The sequence below is a fragment of the Pseudonocardia sp. HH130629-09 genome, assembly GCF_001294645.1.
In the GTDB taxonomy this organism is placed as follows: domain Bacteria; phylum Actinomycetota; class Actinomycetes; order Mycobacteriales; family Pseudonocardiaceae; genus Pseudonocardia.
Genome location: NZ_CP011868.1, coordinates 5,152,816 through 5,177,293, shown reverse-complemented (window position 1 = coordinate 5,177,293; position 24,478 = coordinate 5,152,816). Strand labels below are relative to the sequence as shown.

The 24,478-nt window shown below is 72.8% G+C and carries 23 protein-coding genes and 1 pseudogene; 22 read left to right on the top strand and 2 right to left on the bottom strand.

Annotated elements, in window-relative coordinates; genetic code table 11:
• Positions 1-162 precede the first annotated feature (162 nt).
• The 14 genes from XF36_RS34530 (at position 163) to XF36_RS23985 (ending at position 16,926) form a co-directional block, all read left to right on the top strand.
• Positions 163-1,419 (top strand): helix-turn-helix domain-containing protein, encoded by a 1,257-nt coding sequence (locus XF36_RS34530; RefSeq protein ID WP_060713716.1) that lies wholly within the window; start codon positions 163-165, stop codon positions 1,417-1,419.
• Positions 1,416-2,003 carry a hypothetical protein gene (locus tag XF36_RS24045; RefSeq protein WP_060713715.1) on the top strand — a complete coding sequence of 196 codons (588 nt, stop codon included), beginning with the start codon at positions 1,416-1,418 and terminating at the stop codon, positions 2,001-2,003. The genes XF36_RS34530 and XF36_RS24045 overlap by 4 nt, the downstream gene beginning before the upstream one ends.
• Positions 2,004-2,099: 96 nt before the next feature.
• Entirely contained in the window at positions 2,100-2,969 is an 870-nt protein-coding gene (locus tag XF36_RS24040) for an MlaE family ABC transporter permease (protein WP_238589004.1), read from the top strand.
• An 11-nt stretch (positions 2,970-2,980) separates the two neighbouring features.
• Complete coding sequence (locus tag XF36_RS24035) at positions 2,981-3,862, top strand: ABC transporter permease (protein ID WP_060713714.1); 882 nt, start codon at positions 2,981-2,983, stop codon at positions 3,860-3,862.
• 347 nt (positions 3,863-4,209) lie between these two features.
• On the top strand, positions 4,210-5,112 hold the full coding sequence (locus XF36_RS24030) for an ABC transporter ATP-binding protein (RefSeq protein ID WP_238589003.1): 903 nt from the start codon (positions 4,210-4,212) through the stop codon (positions 5,110-5,112).
• A 1-nt stretch (position 5,113) separates the two neighbouring features.
• A complete protein-coding gene (locus XF36_RS24025; protein ID WP_064485494.1) occupies positions 5,114-6,400 on the top strand; it encodes an MlaD family protein in 1,287 nt (428 codons plus the stop codon).
• Entirely contained in the window at positions 6,397-7,791 is a 1,395-nt protein-coding gene (locus XF36_RS24020) for an MlaD family protein (protein ID WP_060713713.1), read from the top strand. The genes XF36_RS24025 and XF36_RS24020 overlap by 4 nt, the downstream gene beginning before the upstream one ends.
• On the top strand, positions 7,791-9,152 hold the full coding sequence (locus XF36_RS24015) for an MlaD family protein (protein ID WP_145981488.1): 1,362 nt from the start codon (positions 7,791-7,793) through the stop codon (positions 9,150-9,152). The genes XF36_RS24020 and XF36_RS24015 overlap by 1 nt, the downstream gene beginning before the upstream one ends.
• Complete coding sequence (locus XF36_RS24010) at positions 9,152-10,483, top strand: MlaD family protein (protein ID WP_060713711.1); 1,332 nt, start codon at positions 9,152-9,154, stop codon at positions 10,481-10,483. Before XF36_RS24015 ends, XF36_RS24010 begins: the two co-directional genes overlap by 1 nt.
• Positions 10,483-11,778: an MlaD family protein gene (locus XF36_RS24005; protein ID WP_060713710.1), complete on the top strand. Its 1,296-nt coding sequence runs from the start codon at positions 10,483-10,485 to the stop codon at positions 11,776-11,778. The genes XF36_RS24010 and XF36_RS24005 overlap by 1 nt, the downstream gene beginning before the upstream one ends.
• A gap of 15 nt (positions 11,779-11,793) precedes the next feature.
• The gene (locus XF36_RS24000; protein ID WP_060713709.1) at positions 11,794-13,221 is read left to right on the top strand and encodes an MlaD family protein; all 1,428 of its coding nucleotides are present in this window, start codon (positions 11,794-11,796) and stop codon (positions 13,219-13,221) included.
• 44 nt (positions 13,222-13,265) lie between these two features.
• Positions 13,266-15,590, top strand: coding sequence for an RND transporter (locus XF36_RS23995; protein ID WP_145981487.1), 2,325 nt, complete (start codon positions 13,266-13,268; stop codon positions 15,588-15,590).
• A 5-nt stretch (positions 15,591-15,595) separates the two neighbouring features.
• The gene (locus tag XF36_RS23990) at positions 15,596-16,708 is read left to right on the top strand and encodes a peptidylprolyl isomerase (RefSeq protein ID WP_060713707.1); all 1,113 of its coding nucleotides are present in this window, start codon (positions 15,596-15,598) and stop codon (positions 16,706-16,708) included.
• Positions 16,705-16,926, top strand: a complete 222-nt coding sequence (locus tag XF36_RS23985; protein WP_060713706.1) for a hypothetical protein — start codon at positions 16,705-16,707, stop codon at positions 16,924-16,926. Before XF36_RS23990 ends, XF36_RS23985 begins: the two co-directional genes overlap by 4 nt.
• A gap of 80 nt (positions 16,927-17,006) precedes the next feature.
• On the opposite strand, the gene XF36_RS32745 is transcribed toward XF36_RS23985, so the two are convergent.
• The gene (locus XF36_RS32745; protein ID WP_060713705.1) at positions 17,007-17,495 is read right to left on the bottom strand and encodes a hypothetical protein; all 489 of its coding nucleotides are present in this window, start codon (positions 17,493-17,495) and stop codon (positions 17,007-17,009) included.
• 29 nt (positions 17,496-17,524) lie between these two features.
• Positions 17,525-18,466: an ABC transporter ATP-binding protein gene (locus XF36_RS23975; protein ID WP_060713704.1), complete on the bottom strand. Its 942-nt coding sequence runs from the start codon at positions 18,464-18,466 to the stop codon at positions 17,525-17,527.
• A 125-nt stretch (positions 18,467-18,591) separates the two neighbouring features.
• Here XF36_RS23975 and XF36_RS23970 point away from each other — a divergent pair, with 125 nt between their 5' ends.
• The 8 genes and pseudogenes from XF36_RS23970 to XF36_RS23945 all read left to right on the top strand — a co-directional run bounded on the left by XF36_RS23970 (position 18,592) and on the right by XF36_RS23945 (position 24,318).
• Positions 18,592-19,011 carry a hypothetical protein gene (locus tag XF36_RS23970; protein ID WP_060713703.1) on the top strand — a complete coding sequence of 140 codons (420 nt, stop codon included), beginning with the start codon at positions 18,592-18,594 and terminating at the stop codon, positions 19,009-19,011.
• 19 nt (positions 19,012-19,030) lie between these two features.
• Positions 19,031-19,420 (top strand): hypothetical protein, encoded by a 390-nt coding sequence (locus tag XF36_RS23965; RefSeq protein WP_060713702.1) that lies wholly within the window; start codon positions 19,031-19,033, stop codon positions 19,418-19,420.
• A gap of 91 nt (positions 19,421-19,511) precedes the next feature.
• A pseudogene (locus tag XF36_RS35325) lies at positions 19,512-19,865 on the top strand (AMP-binding protein); the annotation flags it as partial.
• Positions 19,866-20,044: 179 nt separating this feature from the next.
• Entirely contained in the window at positions 20,045-20,818 is a 774-nt protein-coding gene (locus XF36_RS35320) for an AMP-binding protein (RefSeq protein ID WP_349675517.1), read from the top strand.
• Positions 20,815-21,120 (top strand): AMP-binding enzyme, encoded by a 306-nt coding sequence (locus XF36_RS35315; RefSeq protein WP_349675516.1) that lies wholly within the window; start codon positions 20,815-20,817, stop codon positions 21,118-21,120. Before XF36_RS35320 ends, XF36_RS35315 begins: the two co-directional genes overlap by 4 nt.
• 173 nt (positions 21,121-21,293) lie before the next feature.
• Positions 21,294-21,701 (top strand): SCP2 sterol-binding domain-containing protein, encoded by a 408-nt coding sequence (locus tag XF36_RS23955; protein ID WP_060713701.1) that lies wholly within the window; start codon positions 21,294-21,296, stop codon positions 21,699-21,701.
• Positions 21,702-21,742: 41 nt separating this feature from the next.
• Positions 21,743-22,798 carry an alcohol dehydrogenase catalytic domain-containing protein gene (locus XF36_RS23950; protein ID WP_060713700.1) on the top strand — a complete coding sequence of 352 codons (1,056 nt, stop codon included), beginning with the start codon at positions 21,743-21,745 and terminating at the stop codon, positions 22,796-22,798.
• Complete coding sequence (locus tag XF36_RS23945) at positions 22,795-24,318, top strand: aldehyde dehydrogenase family protein (protein ID WP_060713699.1); 1,524 nt, start codon at positions 22,795-22,797, stop codon at positions 24,316-24,318. Before XF36_RS23950 ends, XF36_RS23945 begins: the two co-directional genes overlap by 4 nt.
• Positions 24,319-24,478 lie beyond the last annotated feature (160 nt).

The following is a 24,478-nucleotide window of genomic DNA, read 5'->3' as shown; positions in this document are numbered from 1 at the left end:
ACTTCTGTCGCGCTGTAAAACAGTCAAAGATGACCGTAAGCGAGGCGGATCCGAGGATCCGGGCGGTCGCAACCCGGGCGTCCCCACCTCGTTGCAGGGGAGAGCAACACACCCCGGGGTCGATGGTGACGTCGACACCGCCTCAACGAGGAGGAGGACGGTATGGGCGAGAGCACGAGCCGCGTGGCGTTCATGCGTCGCTGCGACACCGGCGGCCGCTGGCCCGGACAGGGCCGTCGGATGTCGCGGCCCCAGGCCGCACGCGTCGTGGACGTCCTGCTGGCCGCCCGCCGCCAGCTCGACGACGGCCGCCTGCCGCACCCCGAGCACGTCGTCGACCTCGGTTCGGCCCGCGGGGTGCTGCGCGCGGTGTGGGCCGAGGCCATGGCCTCGCTCGGATCCGGTTCGACCCCGTCGCCGGAGCTGGTGAGCATGCTCGGCGAGATCAAGGAGATCGACGAGCAGCTCCTGCTCGACCAGCTGGCCCACTCCGACCGCGCGCTGCAGCGCGTCCGCTCGGCGCTCGCCCAGCTCGGCGAGGCCCGGACCAGCACCGCCCTGCTGGACACCGCGGCGGCGACCGCCTGTGGCCTCGGCTTCGACCGGTCGATCGTCTCCCGTGTCGCGGACTCGCTCTGGATCCCCGAGCGCGTCCACGTGGAGCGCGACCCGGCCTGGGCCGAGGAGATCCTCGCGCTGGGCCGCACCCACCCGCAGCCCCTCGACGGCCGGATCGTCGAGACCGAGATGGTCCGCCGCCGCACGTCGCTGATGGTCGACGAGGTGCAGGAGCGCCCCGGGGTCAACAAGCCGATCGCCGACGCCTCGATGTCGCGCAGCTACTGCGCCGCGCCGATCGTGGTCCACGGCGTCGTCGCCGGGTTCGTGCACGGCGACTGCTACTACCAGCAGCGCAACGTCGACACCCTCGACCGCCAGCTGCTCACCCTCTACGCACAGGGGCTGGGCCAGGCGCTGACCCGCACGATGGTGCTCGACGAGATGTCCCAGATCCGCGCCGACGTCGACCGGCTCGCCCGCCGCATCACCGACGCCCGCGAGGGCGACCTCGGCGACGGCTGGTGGGGGCACGGCGAGAACGGCCGGATCACCGAGGGTGCCCCGGGCGCGGCCACCGGCCCGCAGCGAAGCGTCGTCGACGGGTTCCTGCGTTCGGCGCCGGTCGACCCGTCGCTGACCCGCCGGGAGGTCGAGGTCCTGCGGCTGATGGCCACCGGCGACACCAACGCCCGCATCGCCACCCGACTGGTGATCTCCGAGGGCACCGTGAAGTCGCACGTCAAGCACATCCTGCGCAAGCTCGGCGCCGCGAACCGCGCCGAGGCCGTCTCGCACTGGCTGCGGGCCGAGCACGACCGGGCGGGCCGGCAGTCCACCGGTCCGGTCGGCTACCGGTGACCGCCGGCGCCGGTACGTCACGGGGCGGGCTGCCCCTGCCGCTGCGGGACTACCTGCACCGGCTCGACGACGCCTCCCGCCACTTGTCGTTCACCCGGCGCCAGGACCTCCGGTCGCACGTCTGGACCGAGGTCGCGCGCACGGCAGGCCCGGCACCGACCGAGGACCGGCTCGTCCGCGCCCTCGACGTCCTCGGCCCGCCCGAGGCCCTCGTGCCCACACCCGTGGGAGGTGCCACCCGGGCGCCCCGCGACCCCGCGGTGGTGCACCTGCTCGGCTGCTCTCTGCTGACCGTGGGGTTGACCGGGCTGATCGGGCTCGTCCGGGTCTGGCGTTCGCCGACCTGGCCGGCCCGCGACGCGCTGACCGCCAGCGCCCTGGTGGTGGCCGGCGCCGTCGTCCTGCCCCTGGTGGCCCGGGTCCACCCGGTCGCCGGAGCGCTGTTCGGAGGTCTCGGGGTGGGAGCCCTGCTGGCCGCACTCGTCCTCGGCGCAGCGCTGCTGATCCAGCGCCGGAGGCTCCGTACGGAGGTCGACACTCGGCCGGATGCAGGCGCCACCGATACCCCCCCGGGGAGAGGGTGATCCGCCCCCAGCGGGAGGTGTGGCCCCTCCCCGCCGGAGCGAGACTGCTGATCGGTGGATCCGGACTGTTTCCGGCCCCGCACTCGAAGGAGAGTTATGACCACGCCTGGGACCCTCGCCCAGACGCCCGACGAGACCGTCGAGGTACCGCGCAGGACGGCGGGTTCCGGCGGGTCGGGCGTGCTGCGGAAGGTCGCCGATCCGTTCGTCACCGCCGGCGAGATGTGGCAGCTGATGGTCAGGGTGTTCGTCCTCGCCATCCGCAAGCCGGTCGGCTTCTGGGGCGACACGCGCGACCAGTGCTTCGACATCCTCAAGCTCACCTGGCTCCCGATGTCCCTCGCCGCGTTCGGGTTCGGGTTCGGTGCACCGGGTCTCACCGGTGGTGCCATCTTCTACACCTTCGGCATCCCGTACCGGCTCGGCGCCTTCTTCGAGTTCGCGTCGGTCCGCGAGTTCGCCCCGTTCATCAACGGGATGGTCGTCGCGGGAGTCGTCGGCACGGCGATCACGGCCGACCTCGGCGCCCGGCGCATCCGTGACGAGATCGACGCCATGGAGGTCCTCGGCGTCGACCCGGTCCGGACGCTGGTGCTGCCCCGCGTGCTCGCCTGCACGATCATGACCGCCATCCTGGACATCCTGGCGCTGGTCGTCGGCCTGGTCAGCGGCTACGTCGCGGCCGGCCCGATCTTCGACGCCAGCTACGCCGCCTACTACGGCTCCCTGTTCGACCTGCTCAACACGGTCGACCTGTGGGGAAGCGTCGTGAAGTGCGCCTTCTACGGCCTGATCATCGGTGTCGTCAGCTGCTACATCGGCATGAACGCCAAGGGTGGGCCGATCGGCGTGGGCAGGGCGGTCAACCAGGCCGTCGTCATCGCCTTCGCCGGCATCTGGATCATCAATTTCGTGTTCACGCTGACCATGCTCGGCCTGAACCCGCAGATGAGCGTCTACAAGTAGAGGAGGGTGGTATGACACAGCTCGACGACCGCGGCCCCGGCCGCGGACCCGAGGAGCCCGAGCTCCGGGCTCCGGAGAAGCAGGGCGTGGACGTCAGCTTCTCCTCGATGAGTGGGAAGCTGAAGAACGGCCTGAACGAGGCCGGCGACATCGGCCGGTTCACCGCGGACGTCGTCCGGGACTTCCCGGACATGTTCCGCCGCTACGTGCCCGAGGTGTTTCGCCAGGCGGGCATCCTGATCTTCAGCTCCGCTCTGATCATCTGGTTCATGATGTTCATCATGGGCGGGCAGTGCGGCCTGGAGGCCAGCTACACGCTCAAGCAGATCGGCGCCCCGCTCTACTCGGCGGTCTTCGACGCCTACTGCGGGCTGCGCGAGCTGTCGCCCTACATGTGGGGCTGGATCCTCGCGGCGAAGGTCGGCTGCGGCTACGTCGCCGAGATCGGCTCGATGCGGATCTCCGACGAGATCGACGCCATGGAGGTCATGGGCATCAAGTCCAAGTCCTTCCTGGTCGGCACCCGGATCGCGGCCACCGTGATCGCCGTGCCGTTCATGTACTTCGTCGGCCTGGCCATCCTCTACGTCGCGATGTACCTGGTCACCGTGGTGAACCTGGGGGGCGTCTCACCCGGCGGGTTCCTCTACCTGTTCTGGCTGTACCAGAGCCCCTACGACATGATGGCCGCCCTGACCAAGGTCATGGTCGAGTCCATCGTCATCGTCGGCGTGGGCCTGTACTACGGATACAACGCCAGCGGGGGACCGGTCGGTGTCGGCCGCGCCACCGCGAAATCCATGATCATCAATCTGGTCCTGATCTCCGCCATCGGAGCGATCGGCACCCTGGCCTTCTGGGGGCTCGACACGAACTCCCCGATCGCCAACTGATCCGGCCGGAGCCCGCGCCGCACCATTCCCCCGGCGGCCGGGCCCCGGAGCGCCCTCGCGCAGCACGACCCCCTCGCCCAGCACGAGACCCCCGACCCGCCCCGACGAAGACCCCCGCCACGGCCCGGCCCTCCCCAGCCCGGCCACGGACCGGACGTCGCTCCCCGCCGCCCGGTCCACCGCACGGCACCGCTCCCGCTCCCGGACCGCAGTGCCGTTCCCGCACCACCGCAGGACGCGTCCGCGCGTCCACGGTCCCCGGAAGCCTCCGGGACCGCTCCCCGCAGCACGTGGTCCGCGTGCCGGCGCCCCCGCGCCGGTGCGCGCCAGGTCGTCCAGGAGGATCAGTGACCTCGCCGAACCAGCCCCGGCCGATGCGGCCGGACTCCGAGTACCCCACCCAGCAGATTCCACCCGTCCACGACGGGGGGGCCCAGGCCACGGCCACCCGTGGTCCCGGCTGGTCGACCGAGACGCGGGAGTTCCGCCACGGGACCGACCCGATCCTGCAGGTCGAGGGCCTCGCCAAGTCGTTCGGCAGCACCCAGATCCTGAAGAACATCAACTTCAACTTCCAGCACGACGCCATCACCACGGTGCTGGGCCCGTCGGGTACCGGGAAGTCGGTGCTGATCAAGCATCTGGTCGGCCTGCTCGCCCCGGACCGCGGCGCCGTCTACGTCGGTGGCGTCGACATCTGGTCGATGAGCGAGAACGAGCGCTACGACATGCGCACCCGGTTCGGCGTCTGCTGGCAGGACGGCGCGCTGTTCGGCTCGATGAACCTCTACGACAACGTCGCCTTCCCGCTCCGGAAGCACACGCGGATGTCGGAGAAGGAGGTCGAGAAGACGGTCATGACCGCGCTCGACGAGGTCGGTCTGGCCAGGGCCGCGCACAAGGCGCCCAACGAGGTGTCCGGTGGCATGAAGAAGCGCGCCGGCTTCGCCCGCGCACTGGTGATGAACCCCGACATCGTGCTGTTCGACGAGCCGGACTCCGGCCTCGACCCGGTCCGGACCTCGCTGCTCTGCGACATCATCATGGACGTCCACAACCAGCACGGCGGGACGTATCTTCTCGTCACGCACGACATCAAGACCGCCCGCAAGGTCAGCGACTACGTCGGACTGATCTGGAAGGGCGAGGTCGTCCACTACGGACCGGCGCACGAGGCCTTCGAGCACCAGGACCCGTTCGTCAAGCAGTTCCTCGCGGGGCAGTCCGCCGGACCCCTCGGGATGGACTGAGATGAGCGGAGTCCTGGGCAAGCTCGCCGCCGGTGTGGTGGCGCTGCTCGTGGTCGGGGGTGTGTTCGTCGCCGTCGGCGGTGCCCAGCCCTACACGGTCAGTGCCGTCCTGCCCGCAGGCAACCCGAACCTCATCCCCGGTGCGCCGATCTACATCGACGGCTTCCAGGCCGGAGAGATCGAGTCCGTCCGGCCCGAGGAGGGCCACGCCGTCGTCGAGTTCTCCGTCGAGGACGAGCTGGCCCCGCTGCACGCCGGCGCGTTCGTCCATGTGCAGTGGAAGGCCGTCGTCGGTGAACGCCTGCTGTTCGTGCAGGACGGCCCGAAGGACTATGCCGAGATCCCCTCCGGCGGCATGGTGCAGGGCGACTTCCCGAAGCCGACCGAGGTCGCCGACGTGCTCGCCGCCCTCGACGAGCCCACCCGGGCCCGGCTGACCAGCCTGGTCGGCACCCTGCAGAACACCGTCACCGGACACGAGCAGGACCTCAACGCGACCGTCAACACCGCCGGTCCCGCGCTCGCCGCGGTCGGCAACGTGCTGCGCGGCATCGGCACCGACGGCCCCGCGATCTCCAAGCTCGTGACCGATCTCAACGGCACCGTTGACACCCTGGCCCAGCGCCAGCAGGACCTCGGTGCGGTCGTCGACGAGCTGGCCACCAGTACCCGCGCGACGGCCGCACAGCGCGAGCAGCTCCGCGCCGCGCTGGCGAAGCTGCCCCCGACGCTGCGCACCGCCCAGGGCACCCTGAACAAGGTCCCCGGCGTCACCGACGAGGCACTCCCACTGCTCGAGGACCTGCGCCCGGCGACCGAGAAGCTGCCCGGCGTGTCCCAGCAGCTCGCCCCGCTGCTGCAGGACCTGCGCCCGCTGGTCGCCGACCTCAAGCCCACCCTCGAGGCGGCCTCGGCGCTCCTCGACCGCACCCCCGGCCTGCTCGACTCCTCGAACCGCGCCCTGCCGGGACTCGCCGAGACCGCCGGCGGCTACGCCCCGGTGCTCGAGGCGCTGCGGCCCTACACGCCCAACGTCGTCGGGTTCCTCTCCACCTGGGGATCCGCCGCCCAGAACTTCGACTCGAACGGCCGTTACATGCGGATCTTCGCCCAGGCCGGGCCCGCCACGCCGGTCATCTACCCGCCGGGAGTCACGCCCCCGGGGATCGTCCCGAACCTGAACCCCGCCCCGGGCTCGGCCGACGACACCTCGGGCAACGGTGAGCAGAGCCCGGGTGCGCCGCTCCTGCCGCAGCTCGGCGACGCCAGCGGGGAGGGTCCGCGATGAGCACGACCCTGGGCTTCTCCCGCTGGCGGATCCTCGCCGTCGGCGTCGTCGCGCTCCTCGCGGGCACCGGCGCCGCGGCCGGCATCTCGAACGCCGAGTCCGGCCGGATCGTGATCGCCGAGTTCGCCGACGTCAGCCCGATCCTCTCCGGCCAGCAGGTCAAGATCAACGGCGTCGCGGTCGGGGAGGTCGGCCAGCTGCAGTTCGACCCGCAGCGCAAGATCGCCGAGGTCCCGCTGCGCGTCGACGCCCGGGCCCTGCCGATCCACGCCGACGCCAAGGCGACCGTCGCCCCCGTCTCCCTGCTCGGTGAGCGCTTCATCAACCTGAACACCGGCACCCCCGGCTCGCCCGAGCTGCCGATGAACACGCCGATCGGGGTCGAGCGGACGGGCCAGGAGGCCGACCTGCAGAACATCCTGGACACCCTGGACGACCCGACGGCCGGCGCGCTGGCCGCGCTGGTCACCACCCTCGGTCAGGGCACCCAGAACAACGGCGAGAACATCCGGAAGACCCTCGCCGCGCTGGCCCCGGCCATGCAGGACACCAGCCAGCTGGTCGCCGTGCTGTCCGACCAGAACGAGCTGCTAGGCCGGGTCGTCGACCAGGTCGAACCGGTCACCGGCGCGCTGGCCGTCGACCAGGGCCGGCGGCTCGACGGCCTGGTCGCCTCGACCACGTCGCTGCTCGACACCACCTCCGCCCGCGACGCGCAGCTGCGTGGGACCCTGCAGGAGCTGCCCGGCACCCTGGCCGCCGCCCGCGCCACCCTCGGCGAGCTCGCCGGCACGGCGCAGTCCACCGCGGTCACCCTGGGCAACCTGCGGCCGACCACCGACAACCTGGTGGACATCAGCCGGGAGCTGCAGCGCTTCGCCGACTCCGCGGACCCGGCGCTCGCCTCGGCCGACCCGGTCCTGGACCGGGCGAGCGAGCTGCTCGACCAGGCCCAGCCGGTCGCCGCGGAGCTCCGGGCCGCCGGCCCGGACCTGCAGCGCACCGTCACCGGTGCCGAGCCGATCGTCCGGGACCTGAACGGGAACCTCGGCAACGTGCTCGGCTTCATCCGGAACTGGGCGCTGACCACGAACGAGAAGGACGGGCTGTCCCATTACTTCCGGGCCAGCTACGTCCTCAACGGTGATCCGGTCACCGGCTTCGCGCCGGGTGGTCTGCCGGACGCGGCGCCCGTGCCCGCGCCCGACGCCACCCCCAACGAGCAGGTGAACCAGCCCGCCCCGTCCCAGCCGGGACCGGGGACCGCGGCGCAGCCGGGCCAGGACTCCAACACCCTGCTGCAGAGCCAGCCCACCCCCGAGAGCAGCGCCACCGGGCTCAGCCCCGAGCAGGAGCAGGGCGCGCTCGGAACCCTGCTGGGAGGCCAGTGATGGCGAGTGCCAAGCCCAAGCGCGGCGCGCGCTTCCGGTCCGGCCTGATCGGCCTGCTGATGTTCGTCGCAGCCGGCTTCTTCCTCTACGTCGCGCTGACCGCCCAGAAGGGTCTCCCCTTCGCCCAGCACGAGTTCCGCACCGCGGCCGTCTCGGACACCGGTGACCTCGCCGTCGGCAACGACGTGCGGGTCGGTCAGGTGCGGGTCGGCCGGGTCGACGACATCACGCTCGCCGACGGCGTCCCGCAGGTCCGGATGCAGCTCGACGACGCCGCCACGCAGGTCTTCCGGGACGGCTCGGCCGCGGTGACGGGCCGCTCCGGTCTCGGCCAGCAGTACCTGGACCTCGACATCGGCAGCGAGCCGGCCGGCGTCCTCGGTGAGGACGAGGTCCTGCCGGTGCAGCGCTCCCGGAGCGCCGTGCAGCTGCTCGACCTGGCCAAGGTCTTCGACCCGGCGACCCAGGACGCCTCGCGTTCCGCGCTGCAGGAGCTCGGCAACGGCGCCGCCGGACACGGTCAGGACCTGCAGGACGTGGCGAAGGCCGGTCCGCAGATCCTGCCCTCGCTCGGCACGACGGCCCGGTCGCTGTCGATCGACGGCGGCCGCGACCTGACCTCGATGCTCCAGTCGCTGGAGAGCCTGTCCTCGCGCTTCGCCGGCCGGGAACAGGAGATCTCCTCCCTGGTCGGACAGCTCGACACCACGTTCGCGGCGATCAACGCGGACAGGGGGAAGGCGCTCGCCGACACCCTGGACATCGCCCCCGAGGCGCTGCCCGCCGCCCGCCGGGCGCTGGAGGACCTGCAGCAGCCGCTCGCGTCGACGAACTCGGCGATGACGCAGCTGCAGCCCGGCGCCCGCTCGCTGGGCGACTCCACTCCGGACCTGCGGGGCGTGCTGGTCGAGGGGCCGCGGCCGCTGGACAAGCTGCCCGGCGTCTCCGACTCGGCCGTGCCCGCGCTCGGCTCGCTGACCCCCGCGGTCGCCGATGCGCGCCCCGTCGCGCCGAAGGTGACCCAGGGCGTCGGGTTCGCGAACACCCCGCTGCAGGTCCTGGCGCCCTACTCGCCGGAGATCGCGCAGTGGTTCACCCACGCCAGCTTCGCGCTGTCCGACGGCGACGCCGCCGGCCACCACCTTCGGTTCACGCTGATGGTGCGGCCGGAGTCCTTCACCGGTGCGGCGGGCCTGCCCGACCCGACCCGGGCGGGCGATCCCTACCCGGCCCCCGGCCAGGCGCCGAACGACGCCTCGCTGGGCCTGCTGCCCGCCCCGGGCCCGTCCAACCGGACCCCGCAGGAGCAGCCGGGCCAGGGCGACAGCACCGCCGGTGGCGGCCTTCTCGGAGGTAACTGATGACCGCCCCCGCCTCGACGCCGCGGCTGCGGCGCCGCCTCCCGCTGTGGGTCGCCGCGCTCGCCGTCATCGGCCTGATGCTGGTGTCACTGGTCCTGGGTCTCTACAAGCCCCAGGTCAAGACGCTGATGGCGAAGCTGACCGGTTCGCAGACCCGCACCATCCACTTCGCCGCGAACCAGTTCCTGTTCGAGGACGCGTCGAAGGCGAAGGTGGCGGGTGTCGACTCCGGTGTCGTGAGCTCGGTCGACCCGGCCGACGACGGCGGCGCGATCGTGACCGTCGTCGTCGACCCGGAGGTCGTCGAGGCCGTCGGCGACCGGCCGTCGGCACGACTGCGGCCCACGACCCTGCTGTCCGGCCTGTTCTACATCGACATCGTCCCGGGCGGTGACCGCTCCGCGGAGTGGACCGAGCAGATCCCGGTGGACCGCACCCGGCTGCCCACCGAGGTCGACGACGTCGCCGAGCGGCTGCAGCCCGACGCGCTGAAGGGCGCGACGACCGCGATCACCCAGCTCGACGAGACCCTCGGCGACGCCGGCGGCAACGAGGCGCTGCACGAGCTCCTCGCCGCCGCGCCGGGGACCCTCGGCCCCGGCGCCGGGGTCATCGAGTCCCTGCGCGGCACCCAGCCGGAGAAGGACCTGACCGACGTCGTGCGCGGTCTGCAGCGGACGACCGGAGCGCTCAACCGTGAGCCCGGCCAGCTCGACGGCATCGTCGCGAACCTGCAGGACACCACGCAGGTCATGGCCGAGACCTCCGGCCCGGTCGCCGACGCGGTCAACCGGCTGCCCGGTGTCCTCGACACCACCGACGCCGGCCTGAAGCGGCTGAACGTGTCGCTGGACAAGCTGCGCGACACCGCCGGCCCGGCCCGGCCGGCGGTCCAGGAGCTCGACGGGCTCCTCGGCCGCGCCGAGCCGGTGCTGGCCGATGCCCGCCCGCTGGTCTCCGACCTGCGCGCGGCGCTGGTCGACACCCGGCCGCTGGTCGAGGGACTGATCCCGGCGAGCGAGGGCGCCACCCGGGTCCTCGACGACCTGCCCGCGCCGCTGGAGCGGCTCAACGGGCCGGTCCTCGACTCGCTGAACACCCCGTTCGTCGGCGAGGGCCCCTACTCCGCGGTCGACAGCCGCGGTGTCCCCCTCAAGGACGAGGTCGGTCACATGTTCTCGAACCTGAACCGGACCGGCGCCTACGTCGACCCCAACGGGCACGCGGTGTCCTTCCACCCCGGCCCCGGTCTCGGCACCGTGCCCGGCCTGGGCTCGGTGAGCCTGGAGAACATGTTCCAGCAGATCTTCCACGGGACGGGTGGTCGATGATGACGGCAACTCCCACGTCGCAGCCGGAGGCCCCGCGGGGCCTCGGCGCCCGGGTGCGCTCGGCCGTGGACCGGGTCCGCAACGAGCCGGGCCTGGGCCGCAACGTCATCGCGCTCGGCGTGGTGATGGTGCTCGGCCTGGTCTGCGGGGGATACATCCTGTCCCAGCAGCGGTTCGTGACGCCCTGGGCGAACGAGACGATGGTCTACGCGACCTTCACCGAGACCCCGGCGCTCGCCCCGGGCCGCGGCCAGGAGGTCCGGATGTCCGGCGTCCCGGTCGGGGACATCCGCTCCTCGGAGCTGACCCCGGAGGGCACCGGCCGAGTACTCCTGGCGATCGACCGCACCGACTACGACGGCCCGGTCTACGACAACGCCACCGTGGTCCTGCGGCCGAAGAGCCCGCTGAACGAGATGTACATCGAGATGGATCCGGGCACGCCGGCCGGCACGGTCCTGGACGACTACGGCGTGCTCCCCGTCGCCAACGCGAAGCCGCCGGTGCAGATCGACGCGGCCCTGGCCCACCTGGACCAGAACGCGCTGGCCGCGGTGCAGTCGCTGCTGGAGGCCTCCGACGTGGCGCTGGCGACGGCGCCGCAGGACCTCCCGCAGGGCGTGCGCGCCACGACCGAGGTGGTGGACCGGCTCAAGCCGGTCGTGGACCAGCTCGACCTGCGGCGCGAGAACCTCGCCCGCCTGGTCACCTCGATCGGGCAGCTGTCCACCGCCGTCGGCGGCGACGAGACGCGGCTCACCACCCTGGCGAACTCGCTGTCGACCACGCTGCGGACGGTGTCCGCGCAGAGCCAGGCCCTGCGGGACTCGCTGAACCAGCTTCCCGGCGTCGTCGACAACCTGGGTGCGGCCACCGGCAACGTCCAGCAGCTGTCCGACCAGCTCGACCCGACCCTGGACAACGTGCTGGCCGCCTCGGAACAGCTGCCCGGCGCCCTGGACCGGCTGACCGACACCGTCGACACGCTCGACACCACCGTCGACAAGGCCCGCCCGGTCGCGCAGAAGCTCAAGCCGGTCGCGGCGGACCTGCGTCCGTTCGTGAACGACCTGAACGGCACGCTGCCCGCGCTGGAGCAGATCTCCGGCCGGCTCGACCCGGTCACCGCGGGTCTCCAGCAGTACCTGCCGGACCTGAACGCCTTCGTCTACCAGACGTCGTCGGTCACCAGCCTGCGCGATGCCAACGGCGGCATCCTCCGCGGCCTGCTCCAGTTCGGCCCGACCACCATCCCAGCGCCCGGCGCCGACGAGCTCACCCAGACGCCCCGGTAAGGAGGTGACCCCCGGATGAAGATCCCCCATTCCGCGCTCCCCGCGATCAGGACGACGATCCTGCTCGCCTTCACCGCGGCGTCGGCGTTCGTGTTCCTGTTCTTCTGGACCTCGGTCGGCGGTTACGTGCCCGGATACACCCAGGAGCAGTACACGACGGCGTTCCACGTCGACAAGGTCAACAACCTGGTCCCACAGTCCGACGTCACCCTGAACGGGGTGAAGGTCGGCAAGGTCCTGACCATCGAGGCGACCCCGGACGGGCGCGCCGAGGTGGTCGTCAACATGACCGACGAGAACGCCATCCCGCTGCACGAGGGCGTCACCGGCCGGATCAACTCGAAGACCCTCGTCGAGGAGACCTACGTGTCCCTCGTCGACGGCCGTGGTGCCGAGCTGCCCAACGGTGGCCGGCTCCCCGACGGCGCCGTCATGTCCCCGGTGCTGCTCGACGACCTGATCCGGACGCTGCCCGACGACCGTCGCGTCGCGCTGGCCTCCACCCTGCAGTCGCTGGGGGCGGCCACGAAGGACACGCAGGCGGGTGTCGACGGCGCGCTGGCCGGTCTCGGCCAGCTCGGCCGCGAGGGCGGCACCGCCCTCGACGCGCTCGCCGCGCAGTCGGAGGACCTCGAGCAGCTGTCGCAGAACACCGCCGCGGTGCTCGCCGCGCTGGACGTGCAGCGCGGCCGCATCGCCGACCTGGTCACCGACGCCAACCTGGTCACCGAGGTCACCGCGAGCAGCCGCACCGACCTGGAGAACACCGTCCGGGAGCTGCCGCCGACGCTGAAGGCGGCGAACGACGCCAGCGACGACCTGTCCCGGCTCGCCGGCGGGCTCGGCCCGGTCGCCGCGAACCTGGACCGGGCGGCGCCCGCGCTCAACGCGGCGCTGAACGAGCTCCCGGCGACCACCCGCGACCTGCGCGGGCTGCTGCCGTCGCTCGACGCCGCCCTGGGCAAGGCCCCGGTCACCCTGGACCGGGTCCCGCAGTTCTCCGACGACCTGCGCGCCCTGCTGCCCGAGGCCGACCGGGCGCTGCTCCAGCTCAACCCGATGCTGGAGTACCTCAAGCCCTACGGCGGCGACATCTACCAGTTCTTCACCAACTTCGGCGAAGCGGTGTCGCGCGGCGACGCCAACGGCACGCTCCTGCGTGTGATGCTGGTGTTCCACGCCCAGTCGTTCGCGGGCAACCCCGTCCCGCTGAACGAGATCCCGCTGCTGGACGACAACAACCCGAACCCGCGGCCGGGCACCCAGGTCGGTCCCGAGGACGACGCGCCGCCGCCGCAGGTGGCCGACCCCGGACCGGCGAACGACTCGCCGCCCCCCGGACCGGCCCCGACGGTCGGGCCGCAGCCCGAGGGCGACGCCGCCCGCGGCGACGCGCCGGCGCCGGAACCGTCCGGCGGTGGACTCCTGGGGCTCGGCGGATGAGCCGCCCGTCCCGTGCGACCCCCGAAGGGCGTAGGGCCGCACTCGTGGCGCTGCGCCCTTCGGGGCGTTCCGCACTGGGCCTGATCGTGGTCCTCGCCCTGGTGGCGTTGACCGTGGCGGGCGTGTCCCGGGTGAAGGTCGAGACCGGGGTCGAGTCGTTCCTGCCGTCGTCGGACCCGTCGGTGCAGCGCTATGCCGAGCTCGCCCGGTCCTTCGGCGGCGACCCGATCGTCGTGCTGCTGCGCGCCCCGCAGGCCCCCGGCCTGCTCGAGCGCGACGTGCTGCCCCAGGTGCTCGGGGTCGAGGGGCAGCTGTCCCAGCTGCCCGACGTCGCGTCGGTCTACGGTCCGGCGACGACGCTGAACCAGCTGGCGGCGCAGTCGCAGAAGCTGCTCGCCGAGCTCACCGGCCGCCGCGACGGGCTGCAGCGGGCCGCGGCGATCACCGCCGAGCAGCGCGGGGAGGATCCGGTCGCCGCCGGGAACGCGGCCGTCGCGGCGTTCGACGCCCGCTACGGCCCGCTGATCGTGCAGGGAATGCCGGTCGGGCTGCCGACCCTGCGCAACCAGCGCTTCATCGACCACTCGATCCTCGCGTCCGGCGGCGAGCCGCGCCCGCAGTGGCGCTACGTCGTCCCCGACCAGCGGTCGCTGGCGATCCTGGTCCGGCCCCGGGAGGGACTCGACCAGGCCGGGACCGAGAAGCTCGTCGCCGCGGTGAACGACACCGTCGCGCGGGCGCAGCTGCCCGCCGAGGCGACCGTCTCCGGCGTCCCCGCGATCACCGCCTCGCTCGGCACCGCGGTGGACCGGGAGGCGCCGGTCCTGGGCGCGGTCGCGGTCGTCGCGATCGGGCTGTGCCTGTTCCTGGTGCCCTGGACCCGGCGGCGACGGCGGCTGATCCCGCTGGCCGTCACCCTCGCCGCGACCGCGGCGACGCTGGCCGTGCTCGGCTGGGCCGGGCGACCGGTCTCGCTGGGTGTGGTCGCGTTCCTGCCGGTCCTGGTGGGCCTCGGCAGCTACTACCCGACCTACTTCGCCCGCGGGGCGCGGCCGCGGACGGTCGTCGTCGTCGCGGCGGGGACGGCGGCCGGGTTCGCCGCTCTGCTGCTCTCGCCGCTGCCGTTCGTGCGCGACCTCGGGTCGACCCTGGCCCTGGGTGTCGCGTTCGCGGTGGCGCTCGGCTGGTTCGTCTACCGACCCGGCGGGTGGGCCGGACCGGACCGCCCGTCCGACGGCACCCCCGCCGCCGGCGCGGTGGCCGGGACCCCGGCCGCCGCCGGCGAGCCGGTCGCGCGGCCGGGCCGGTCGCGGCTGGTCGCCGTCGTCCTGGCCGGGCTCGTCGCGGCCGGGGGCTGGGCCACGCTGCCCTTCCTCCCCCTGCAGACCAGCGTCGACGCGCTGTCGGCCGGGCTGCCCGCCGTCGCGGACGCCACCCGGGTCGAGCAGGTCCTCGGGTCCGGTGGCGAGCTCGCCGTCGTCCTGCGCTCCGCCGACGGGACCGGCGACGTGCTCACCCCGCAGGCCTGGGAGTGGATGACGACCGCTCAGCAGGGGATCGTGCGGCTGCACGGCGACGAGGCGCGCCCCGCGCTCTCGGCGCCGTCGCTGCTGTCGTTCCTCGGGCTCACCCCGGACCAGGAGCAGATCCGCGCCGGGGTCCGGCTGCTGCCGCCCTACCTCACCGGTGCCGTACTGCGGCCCGACGGGCAGGTCGCGGTGCTGTCGTTCGGGGTCCGGCTCGACGACCTCGACCGGCTCCGGGACCTCACCGACGCGATCACCGCCGAGCTGCCGCCGGCCCCGCCCGGCTTCGTCGCCGAGGTGTCCGGTCTGCCCGCCGTCGCGGTGCAGGGCTACGAGCTGGTCTCGGCCGACCGCTACCTCGCCGGGACCGCCGGCCTGGTCGCGGCGGCGCTGGTGCTCGCGGTGGGACTGCGGCACCGCCGCGACGCGCTGCGCGCCGCGTTCGCCGCCGTGCTCGCGACGGGCGCGAACCTGTTCCTGCTCTGGGCGTTCGGCATCCCGCTGAACCCGCTCACCGTCGCGCTCGGGTCGCTGACCGCCGCGGTCGGCTGCGAGTTCACCGTCATGACCTGCGACGCCGTCCGCACGCGCGACGCGCGCCTGCGGACCGCGGTGACCCTGGCCGCCCTCACCTCGGGCACCGGGTTCGCCGTGCTGGCGCTGTCCGACCTCGCCCTCATGCGCGAGTTCGGGCTGCTGCTGGCGCTGTCCGTACTGCTGTCCTACCTGGCCGCGCGCCTCGTGGTTCGGGTGTTCCCGCCCGCACCGGCCGGGGCCGGGATCCCGGGCTGTGGGGGAGATCCGAGTACCCCCGCCCGGGAGAAGCTCGTTGGAGTGATGTGATGCGAGTGAAGTCCACACTGGCGTGGATCGCCGGCGCCGCCCTCGACCGGGTCCGGACCACCTGGACCGGCCGGATCGTGGCGGGCGTCCTCGTCCTCGCCCTCGTCGCCGGGATCGGTGGCGGCACCTGGTGGAAGATGCAGCAGGTCCCCGACGGCGCGGCACTCGCCGTCGGCGACCGGGTCGTGACCGTGACCGACCTCGACGACCGGGTGCAGACCCTGCGGGCGCTCTACGGCGTCCAGCCCCCGGTCGAGGACCCGGTGCGGATGGACGGCTTCCGCCGCGACGCCGCCAAGGCCGTCGCACTGAGCATGGTGCTGGAGGACCGGGCGGCCGAGATGGGTGTCGGTGTCGCCGACGCCAAGGTTCGCCAGACCCTCGACCAGTACATCACCCAGCAGCTCGGCAACGGCCCCGGCGCCCGCGACGACTTCGTCCAGGTCCTGGGCAACGTCGGCACCACCGAGGACAAGGTGATGACCGAGGTCCGCCAGCAGATGGTGGTCGGCGAGCTGTTCGACCGGGTCACCGAGGAGGTGACCGTCACCGACGACGACCTGCGCGCCGACTTCCCACGCTACGCCGAGCGGCTCGGCACCCCCGAGAAGCGCGACCTGTCCAACATCGTGGTCGCGAGCAAGGAGGCCGCCGACCGGATCGCGGCCGACCTGCGGGGCGGCGCCGACTTCGCGACCGTCGCGCGGGCCAGCACCATCGACAACGCCACCCGCGCGAACGGGGGCGCGCTCGGCCCGATCAGCGCCGACCAGCTGCAAGCCGACTACGCGAGGGCCGCCTTCGACGCCCCGGCCGGCCAGGTCTTCGGCCCGGTCCAGAACCAGTTCGGCTGGAACGTCGGCCGGTCCGGTGCGGTGACCCCCGGCGTCCCGGCGAACTTCGACCAGGTGAAGGACCGGCTCCGCGAGCTGGTGCTGTTCGACCGGCGGATCACCCTCTGGGGGCAGTGGATGAACGACTCCCTGCGCGGGGGCGACGTCCGCTACGCCGACGACTACCTCCCCGCCGACCCCGACTCCGCCCCGACCGGGGCGAGCCCGGGCCTGCCGTCCGGTACGCCGCAGACCGCCCCGCCCGCACCGGGCGGAGGCGGGTGAGCCCCGTCTGGGGCCTCCTGACCTTCGCCGGTGTCGGCGTCCTGCTCGCGCTCATGGGGTGGGCGGGACGCCGGCACGCGGCGACGCTGGGCGCCGTCCCCGGGATGCCCGCCGAGCTGCAGCGGCACCGGATCGCGGTCATCCGCCGCGGCGCGACGGCCTGCCTGGTCGTCGGGGTCGCGTTCGTCGTGATCGGGATGCTGGTCCCGCTGGTGTGAGGCGCTGCTGCGCCACCGCGGCACCGTCCGCATGCGAGGGCCCCGGCCGGGATCCGGCCGGGGCCCCGGTGTGTGTGCGGTCAGCGGGCGGTCGCGGCCGGGACCGGGTCGCCGTTCGGGTTCAGCGGCAGCCAGGTCCCGCCGAAGGCCTCCACGCCCTGCCCGGTCACCGCACCCGGCGTCGTGTCGGCGGCGAACCGGTGCAGGAGGTGCCCGGCGTAGGTCACCTGCTCGCCGCCGGCCGTCGGGGTGGTGCCGAGCACGTCGGTGCGCAGCGGGTTCAGCGCCGGGTCGGCGGGGTGCGGCACGCCGTCGGCGACGTAGGCCGGCCACCGCGCGAGGCAGTCACCGGCGCAGGGACCTGCCGGGACGCGCGCGTAGAGCACCCGGCCCTGCCCGTCGGCGAGCACCGCGCCGGACGCCGAGGTGACGACGTCGACGGTCGTGTCGGCGCCGGAGAGCGTGAACCGCTGGTCGGTGGCCGCGGGCTCGGCGGAGGTGCAGGAGCCCAGGGAGAGGGCGGCCGCGACGAGGAGCAGCGCGACACGGTGGCGGGACGGGGCGGGCACGGTTCCTCCGGGCGGGGGTGGGATGCGGCTCAGCGGGTGAGCAGCAGGAACAGGCAGTACGAGGTGACCAGCGCCAGCACCACCAGCGCCGGCACCAGCAGCCGCGGGTCCAGCTCGATCGTGCGGGAGCCGCGGCGCGGACCCTCCAGCTCGGCGCGGGTCGCGTCCGGGTCGGGTGGGCCGAGGAGGTCCGAGATCCGGAAGCGCCGGTCGAAGTCGTCGGAGTCGTCGACTCCGTGCAGCAGCTCCGAGGGCGGTCCGCACGCCACGATCCGACCGCAGCACAGGATCGCGACGGTGTCGGCGAGCTCCCGGGCCAGCGCGACGTCGTGCGTGGTGACCAGCACCGTCGCCCCCGACCGCTTCTGCTGCTCGCGGACCGTCGTGACCAGCGTGTCGGCGTGCGCGGCGTCCAGCCCGGTCTCCAGCTCGTCGAGGACCAGGACCGGCGCCTCCACGGCGAGGGTGCGGGCGATCGCGAGCCGCTTGCGTCCGTGGGCCGGCAGCTCCGCGGGGAGTGCGTCGGCCCGGTCGTGCAGCCGCATCTCGCGCAGCCGGTGCATGGCGACGCGCTCGACCCGCTCCGCGGACAGACCGCGGCCTTCGAGGGCGTAGGTCAGGTTGTCGTAGGCCGACAGGGATCCGAACAGCGACGACTCGAAGACCGACGGGCCGCCGAACAGCACGCTCATGCCGCGGCGCAGGCGTCGCAGCTCGGTCTCGCCGGCCGCGTGCACGTCGACCCCGCCGACGGTGACGGTGCCCCGGCCCGGCGCGACGAGCCCGGCGAGATGACGCACCAGGGTGGTCTTGCCCGAGCCGGACGGGCCCATCAGCACCGTCACGGTGCCGGGCGCCAGGTGCAGCCCGAGCCGGAACAGCACCGGGGTGTCGTCGATCATCGTCGTCACGTCGGTGAAGTCGACCGCCGGCCCGCGGGGCGGCCTGCCGCCGGACACGGGACCGGTCATCGCACCAGTGGACGCCCCGGGGCTCCGCAGGCTCGTCTCCCGGCGGTGGTGACTCCCTCTCCCGTAGTGGGTGTCCCTGCGCGCGGAGGGGGCCTACGCCCGGGCGGTCCCCCTAGCCTGCGGTCATGATCGAGCAGGTGCGGAGCCGGTCCACGATGCCGTGGGCCCTGGTCCTGTCGGCCGCCGCGTGGACGCTGACCGCGGTGCTGCTGGCCGTCGCACGGGCCGGGCTGCGGCCGGAGCCGACGGTCGACGAGGACACGGCGAGCACGCTGGCGGGCCAGGGTGCCCCGGTCGTGGCGTCCGGGGCGACGGCGCCGTACCCGACCTGGCTGCTGCTCGTCCTCGCGGTGCTGCTCCTCGCGGCGGGCGCCGCCCTGGCGCTGCGCCGCCGCGTCGCCCGTTACCCCGCGGTCGTCCTGTCCGTTGTGTCGGTGGTGCTCCTCGCCGTGGCGGGGCGCTGGGAGACCATCCCGGCGATGGCCCTGCTGGTGGTCGGGACCGTCCCGCTGCTGACGCCCTCCGCGCTGCGACACCTGCGCTGAGCGACCGAAGGGAGACCTCGTGGCCGTCCCGGGGTTCGACTGGTTCTCCGACCGCGTGGACTGGGTCAGCCTGGTCCGCGGCGCCTCGCTGGCGTTCAGCGTGCTCGTGATCGGCGGGCTCGCCGCGCCGCTGGGCTCGCAGATCCCGGTCGTCGGGCCGGCCTGGCTGATCATCACCGCGGTCGTCGCGTTCGTGCTGGCGGGCTACCGGATCGGCGACGCCGTCGACCCGCGGGTGCACGGCGCCGGCGCGGCCGTCGCCGGGTACCTGCTCGTGTTGCCGCTGGTGGTGCTCGGCACCGGCGGGCTCGACCCGACCCAGCTCGTCCTCACCCTGCTCACCGCCGTGGTCATGGGCGCGATCGCCGGGCATCTCGCGGGCCGGAACCGGGACCGCCGCACCGTGTGACGACGCGGCCGGCAGGCGACGGCGCCGCACCCGAGCGGGGGAGGAACCACCCTCTCGGGAGGGATGCCGGGTCACACAGCGTGCCGACACGATGCGGGCTGCGACGGCGGGCCCCGCCCGGCGCCGCTCCACCCACTCTCGAAGGGGAGAGCAGCTCGTGTTCCCAGGGACCCATGCGCGCACCCGGCCCGACCACCCGGCCGTGGTCCAGCCCGAGACCGGCGCCACCACGACCTATGCCGAGCTCGACGACCGCTCGCGCCGGATCGCCCACGTCCTGCGCGACGCCGGGCTGCGCCGCGGCGACCACGTCGCCTTCCTCTCCGACAACGCCCCCGAGGTCTTCGAGATCTACTGGGCGGCGATGCGCTCGGGCCTGTACATCACCGGTATCAACCACCACCTCGCCGCGAACGAGGCCGCCTACATCGTGGACGACTGCGGTGCCCGGGTGCTGTTCGTCTCGGCCGCGAAGCGCGAGCTCGCCGAGGCGCTCGTGGAGCGGACCCCCGGCGTGGAGCGCCGTTTCGCCTTCGGGGGAGCGGTCGCGGCCACGAGTCCCTCGGCGCCGCGACGGAGCTCGCCGCCGACGGGCCGCTGCCCGAGCAGCCCCGCGGCGCGGACATGCTCTACTCCTCGGGCACCACCGGACGCCCCAAGGGCATCAAGCCCGCGCTGCCGACGATCCAGGTCGACGAGCCCGGTGACCTCTACACCGCGGTGTTCGGCCCGATGTACGGCTTCGGCGAGGACACCGTCTACTACTCGCCGGCGCCGGTGTACCACGCAGCGCCGCTGCGCTTCGGCGGCATCGTGCACGCCCTCGGCGGGACCGTGGTGATGGCGCAGAAGTTCGACGCCGAGGCCGCGCTGGCGCACATCGCGCACCACCGGGTGACCCACGGCCAGTTCGTCCCGACGATGTTCGTCCGGATGCTCAAGCTCCCCGACGCCGTCCGGACGTCCTACGACGTCTCCTCGCTGCGGGTGGCCGTGCACGCTGCCGCGCCGTGCCCGGTCGACGTCAAGCAGAAGATGATCGACTGGTGGGGCCCGGTCCTGTACGAGTACTACTCCTCGACCGAGGGCAACGGCGTCACCTTCATCGACCCGGCGGCGTGGGCGGACAAGCCCGGCTCGGTCGGCAAGGCAGGCCTCGGCGTCATCCACGTCTGCGACGACGACGGCCGCGAGCTGCCGACCGGCGAGGTCGGCACCGTCTACTTCGAGCGCGACGTGCCGCCGTTCGAATACCACAACGACCCGGAGAAGACCCGTGCCGGCCGCCACCCCGAGCACGACAACTGGTCCACCACCGGCGACGTCGGCTACCTCGACCCCGACGGCTACCTGTTCCTCACCGACCGCAAGGCATTCATGATCATCTCTGGGGGGTGAACATCTACCCGCAGGAGATCGAGGACGTCCTCACCCTGCACCCCGAGGTCTACGACGTCGCCGTCATCGGCGTGCCGGACCCGGAGATGGGCGAGCAGGTCAAGGCGGTCGTGCAGACCCCCGACGGCGTCGAGGGCTCGCCCGAGCTGGCGGCCGAGCTCCTCGAGTTCGTCCGCGAGCGGATCGCCCGCTACAAGGCCCCGCGCAGCGTGGACTTCACCGACCAGCTGCCCCGCAGCGCCACCGGCAAGCTCGTCAAGGGCGAGCTGCGCGCGCGGTACACGGAGCCTGCCACCGCCTGACGGCCCACGACGGTCACTCCCGGGGGCAGCCGGTCACACAGCGTGCCTCCGTAGGGAGTACGGAACCACCCCCCGGGAGCGATGTGACCCCCCTCGCTCCCCGGCCACCATCTGGTCCGACGGCAGCGCCCGGCCCCCGGACGTCTGCCCCTGCACTCAACGAGGAGATCACCATGGGCTTCTTCGCCGACAGCAACGAGGTCGACACCTACATCGGCGGCGTCTTCCGCGCGGCCAACGACCACCCCGAGTCCGGCCCGAAGATGCGTGCCGCCGGCATCAACCTGCGCGTGCTCTACACCGATCCGGACACCGAGATGTGGGTCAAGATGCACGAGCCCGCCCTGGACGTCCACACCGGCGCCGACGACGACAAGGCCGACATCACCCTGATGATGCGCGCGGACACCGGGGACAAGTTCTGGCGCGGTGAGTACAACCTCGCCGTCGGTCTCGCCAAGGGCGAGGTCAAGGCCAAGGGCCCGGTCAACAAGATCCTGAAGCTGGTCCCGCTGACCAAGCCGCTGTTCCCGATGTACCGCGAGCTGGTCGCCGAGAAGGACGCGACCGCGAGCGCCTGATCCGCCTCACCCGAGCGAGAAGAGGAAGGGGCGCCGACGAGATGGCGACCATGAAGGCGGTCGTGCTCCGCGAGCCGCACAAGATCGAGGTCATGGAGGTCCCCAAACCGGAGATCACCGACCCCGGTGACGTGCTGATGCGCGTCGACCTCACCGCGATCTGCGGGACCGACCTGCACCCCTACGAGGGCCGGATCGTGATCGAGGACGACGTCGTCCTCGGCCACGAGTTCCTCGGCACCATCGAGGCGGTCGGGTCCGGGGTCAACCTGATCTCCGAGGGCGACCGTGCCGTCGCGTCGTGCGTCGTGAGCTGCGGCAGCTGCTACAACTGCCGCCGGAACCGACCCGGCCAGTGCTTCGGTACGATGATCTTCGGTCTCGGGGTGACCTTCGGCAGCCTGTCTGGCGGCCAGGCCGAGTACGTGATCGTCCCGAACGCGGACCGCACGCTGCGCAAGCTCACCGACGAGGGCAAGGGCAACGACGAGGACAAGCTCTTCGTCGGCGACATCATGGCCACCGGCTACGAGGCCGTACGCAAGTTCATCCAGCCCGGCGACACCGTCGCCGTGGTCGGGGCCGGCCCGGTCGGGCTGTGCGCCGCCATGGCCGCGGACGTGCTCGGAGCCTCGCAGACGATCGTGGTGGACAAGGTCCCGGCCCGGCTCAAGGAGGCGGAGGCGATCGGGGCGATCCCGGTCAACGCCGACGACACCGACCCGGCCGAGGCCGTGCAGGACCTCACCGACTGGCGCGGGGCGGACGTCGTGATCGACGCCGTCGGCCACCCGTCGGCGCTGCTCTCGGCCTGCTCCCTGGTGCGCTCGGGGGGTGCGATCTCGATCCCCGGCGTCTACACCGAGGACTCCATCGAGCTGCCCTTCGGCGACCTCTACCTCAAGGGCGTCACCATCTCCCAGGGCGTCGCGAACATCACCAACTACATGGACGAGACGCTCGCGCTGATCGCCGCGGGAAAGCTCGACCCGAGCCGGTTCATCTCGCACCGGATGCCGATGTCGCAGGCGACCGAGGCGTACCGGATGTTCGAGGAGCGCGAGGCCACCAAGATCGTCCTGGATCCGACCGCATGACCGCCGGGACGACCGTCCGCCACTTCCCGATGCGGATCGGTGGCCAGGACGTGGACTCGAACGACCACCTGGAGATCCGCGACCCGCAGAACGGTGAGCTCGTCGCCACCGCGGCCTCAGGCGGTGCGGCGGTCATCGACGCGGCCGTGGACGCGGCGCAGGCCGCCTTCGACGACGGCGGCTGGTCCCGCGCCACCCCGGCGCACCGCGCCTCGGTCATGCGGGCCATCGCGGACAAGCTCGGCGAGGGGCTCGACGAGATGGTCGAGCTGGAGATCATGGCCAACGGCGCCACCGTGCGCCAGGCCACCGGCTTCCACGTCGGCTACTGTGCCCCGCACCTCGAGTACTTCGCCGGACTGGCGGAGCACTACGAGTTCGAGACGCCCATGCCGCGGGCCACGTTCCCGGTGCTCGGCCAGTCGACGCTCCGCAAGGAGCCGATCGGCGTGGTCGGCGCGATCGCACCGTGGAACTTCCCCCTGCTGCTGAGCCTGTGGAAGTTCGCCCCGGCGCTGGCCGTCGGCAACTCGGTGATCCTCAAGCCGGACGAGAAGACGCCGCTGTCGGCGCTGGAGTTCGCGCGGATCGCCGAGGAGTGCGGCCTGCCGCCGGGAGTGTTCAACGTCGTCCCGGGGCCCGGCCCGGACGCCGGCGCCCGGCTGGCGTCGCACCCGGGCGTCGGCAAGATCGGCTTCACCGGGTCCACCGACGTCGGACGCGAGATCATGCGCCTGGCCTCGGGCACGGTGAAGGCGGTGACGCTCGAGCTCGGTGGCAAGTCGCCGGCGCTCGTCCTCGACGACGCCGACCTCGACATCGCCGTCGACGGCGTGCTGTACGGCTGCATGCTGTACTCCGGCCAGGTCTGCGAGTCGATGACCCGCCTGCTGCTGCCGGACTCGCTGCACGACGAGTTCGTGGAGCGCATGGTCGCCCGGGCCTCCACGATCCAGCTCGGGGACACCCGGGACTGGGAGACCGACATGGGCCCGGTCGTCTCGGCGAAGCAGAAGGACCGCATCCTCGAGCTGATCCGGTCGGGCGAGGACGAGGGTGCCACCGCCGTCCTGGGCGGCGGCGAGGCCCACGTCGAGGGCTACGAGGGCGGCCACTGGATCCAGCCGACCATCTTCACCGGGGTCCGCAACGACATGCGGATCGCCCGGGAGGAGATCTTCGGCCCGGTCCTGTCGGTGATCCGCTACGGCTCCGAGGCGGAGGGCGTCGCGCTGGCCAACGACACCCAGTACGGCCTCGCCTCGTCGGTGTGGAGCCGGGACAACTCCCGCGCCCTGGACGTCGCCGAGAAGATCAAGGCCGGCTCGGTCTGGATCAACGACGCGCACCAGATCAACTGTGAGGTGCCCTTCGGCGGGTACAAGCAGTCCGGTGTGGGCCGCGAGCTCGGCCCGCGCGCGCTGGACCCCTACGTCGAGGAGAAGAACGTCCACCTCGACCTGTCCGGCACCCGCGACGCCCGGCCGTACGACGTGCTCCTCAGTCACGCCGACGACTGAGACCGACCCCGGTCCCCCCGGCGCCCGCCCGCGCCGGGGGACCCCTCCCTCTCCCGTTGGGGGTACGACGTCGCCCTCGCGGGGAGACGCCCTGCTCCCACCCCTCTCCGCACACTGGTCCCCGACCGTGTGTCACCAGCTTTCCGCCCGCGGAGCACCC

Excerpts from the sequence above, each read along its gene's own strand:
- XF36_RS34530 (WP_060713716.1), top strand. The coding sequence starts at position 163 with ATGGGCGAGAGCACGAGCCGCGTGGCGTTCATGCGTCGCTGCGACACC.
- XF36_RS24040 (WP_238589004.1), top strand. The coding sequence starts at position 2,100 with ATGACCACGCCTGGGACCCTCGCCCAGACGCCCGACGAGACCGTCGAG.
- XF36_RS24035 (WP_060713714.1), top strand. The coding sequence starts at position 2,981 with ATGACACAGCTCGACGACCGCGGCCCCGGCCGCGGACCCGAGGAGCCC.
- XF36_RS24025 (WP_064485494.1), top strand. The coding sequence starts at position 5,114 with ATGAGCGGAGTCCTGGGCAAGCTCGCCGCCGGTGTGGTGGCGCTGCTC.
- XF36_RS24020 (WP_060713713.1), top strand. The coding sequence starts at position 6,397 with ATGAGCACGACCCTGGGCTTCTCCCGCTGGCGGATCCTCGCCGTCGGC.
- XF36_RS24015 (WP_145981488.1), top strand. The coding sequence starts at position 7,791 with ATGGCGAGTGCCAAGCCCAAGCGCGGCGCGCGCTTCCGGTCCGGCCTG.
- XF36_RS24010 (WP_060713711.1), top strand. The coding sequence starts at position 9,152 with ATGACCGCCCCCGCCTCGACGCCGCGGCTGCGGCGCCGCCTCCCGCTG.
- XF36_RS24005 (WP_060713710.1), top strand. The coding sequence starts at position 10,483 with ATGACGGCAACTCCCACGTCGCAGCCGGAGGCCCCGCGGGGCCTCGGC.
- XF36_RS24000 (WP_060713709.1), top strand. The coding sequence starts at position 11,794 with ATGAAGATCCCCCATTCCGCGCTCCCCGCGATCAGGACGACGATCCTG.
- XF36_RS23975 (WP_060713704.1), bottom strand. The coding sequence starts at position 18,466 with ATGACCGGTCCCGTGTCCGGCGGCAGGCCGCCCCGCGGGCCGGCGGTC.
- XF36_RS23970 (WP_060713703.1), top strand. The coding sequence starts at position 18,592 with ATGATCGAGCAGGTGCGGAGCCGGTCCACGATGCCGTGGGCCCTGGTC.
- XF36_RS35320 (WP_349675517.1), top strand. The coding sequence starts at position 20,045 with ATGCTCTACTCCTCGGGCACCACCGGACGCCCCAAGGGCATCAAGCCC.
- XF36_RS23955 (WP_060713701.1), top strand. The coding sequence starts at position 21,294 with ATGGGCTTCTTCGCCGACAGCAACGAGGTCGACACCTACATCGGCGGC.
- XF36_RS23950 (WP_060713700.1), top strand. The coding sequence starts at position 21,743 with ATGGCGACCATGAAGGCGGTCGTGCTCCGCGAGCCGCACAAGATCGAG.
- XF36_RS23945 (WP_060713699.1), top strand. The coding sequence starts at position 22,795 with ATGACCGCCGGGACGACCGTCCGCCACTTCCCGATGCGGATCGGTGGC.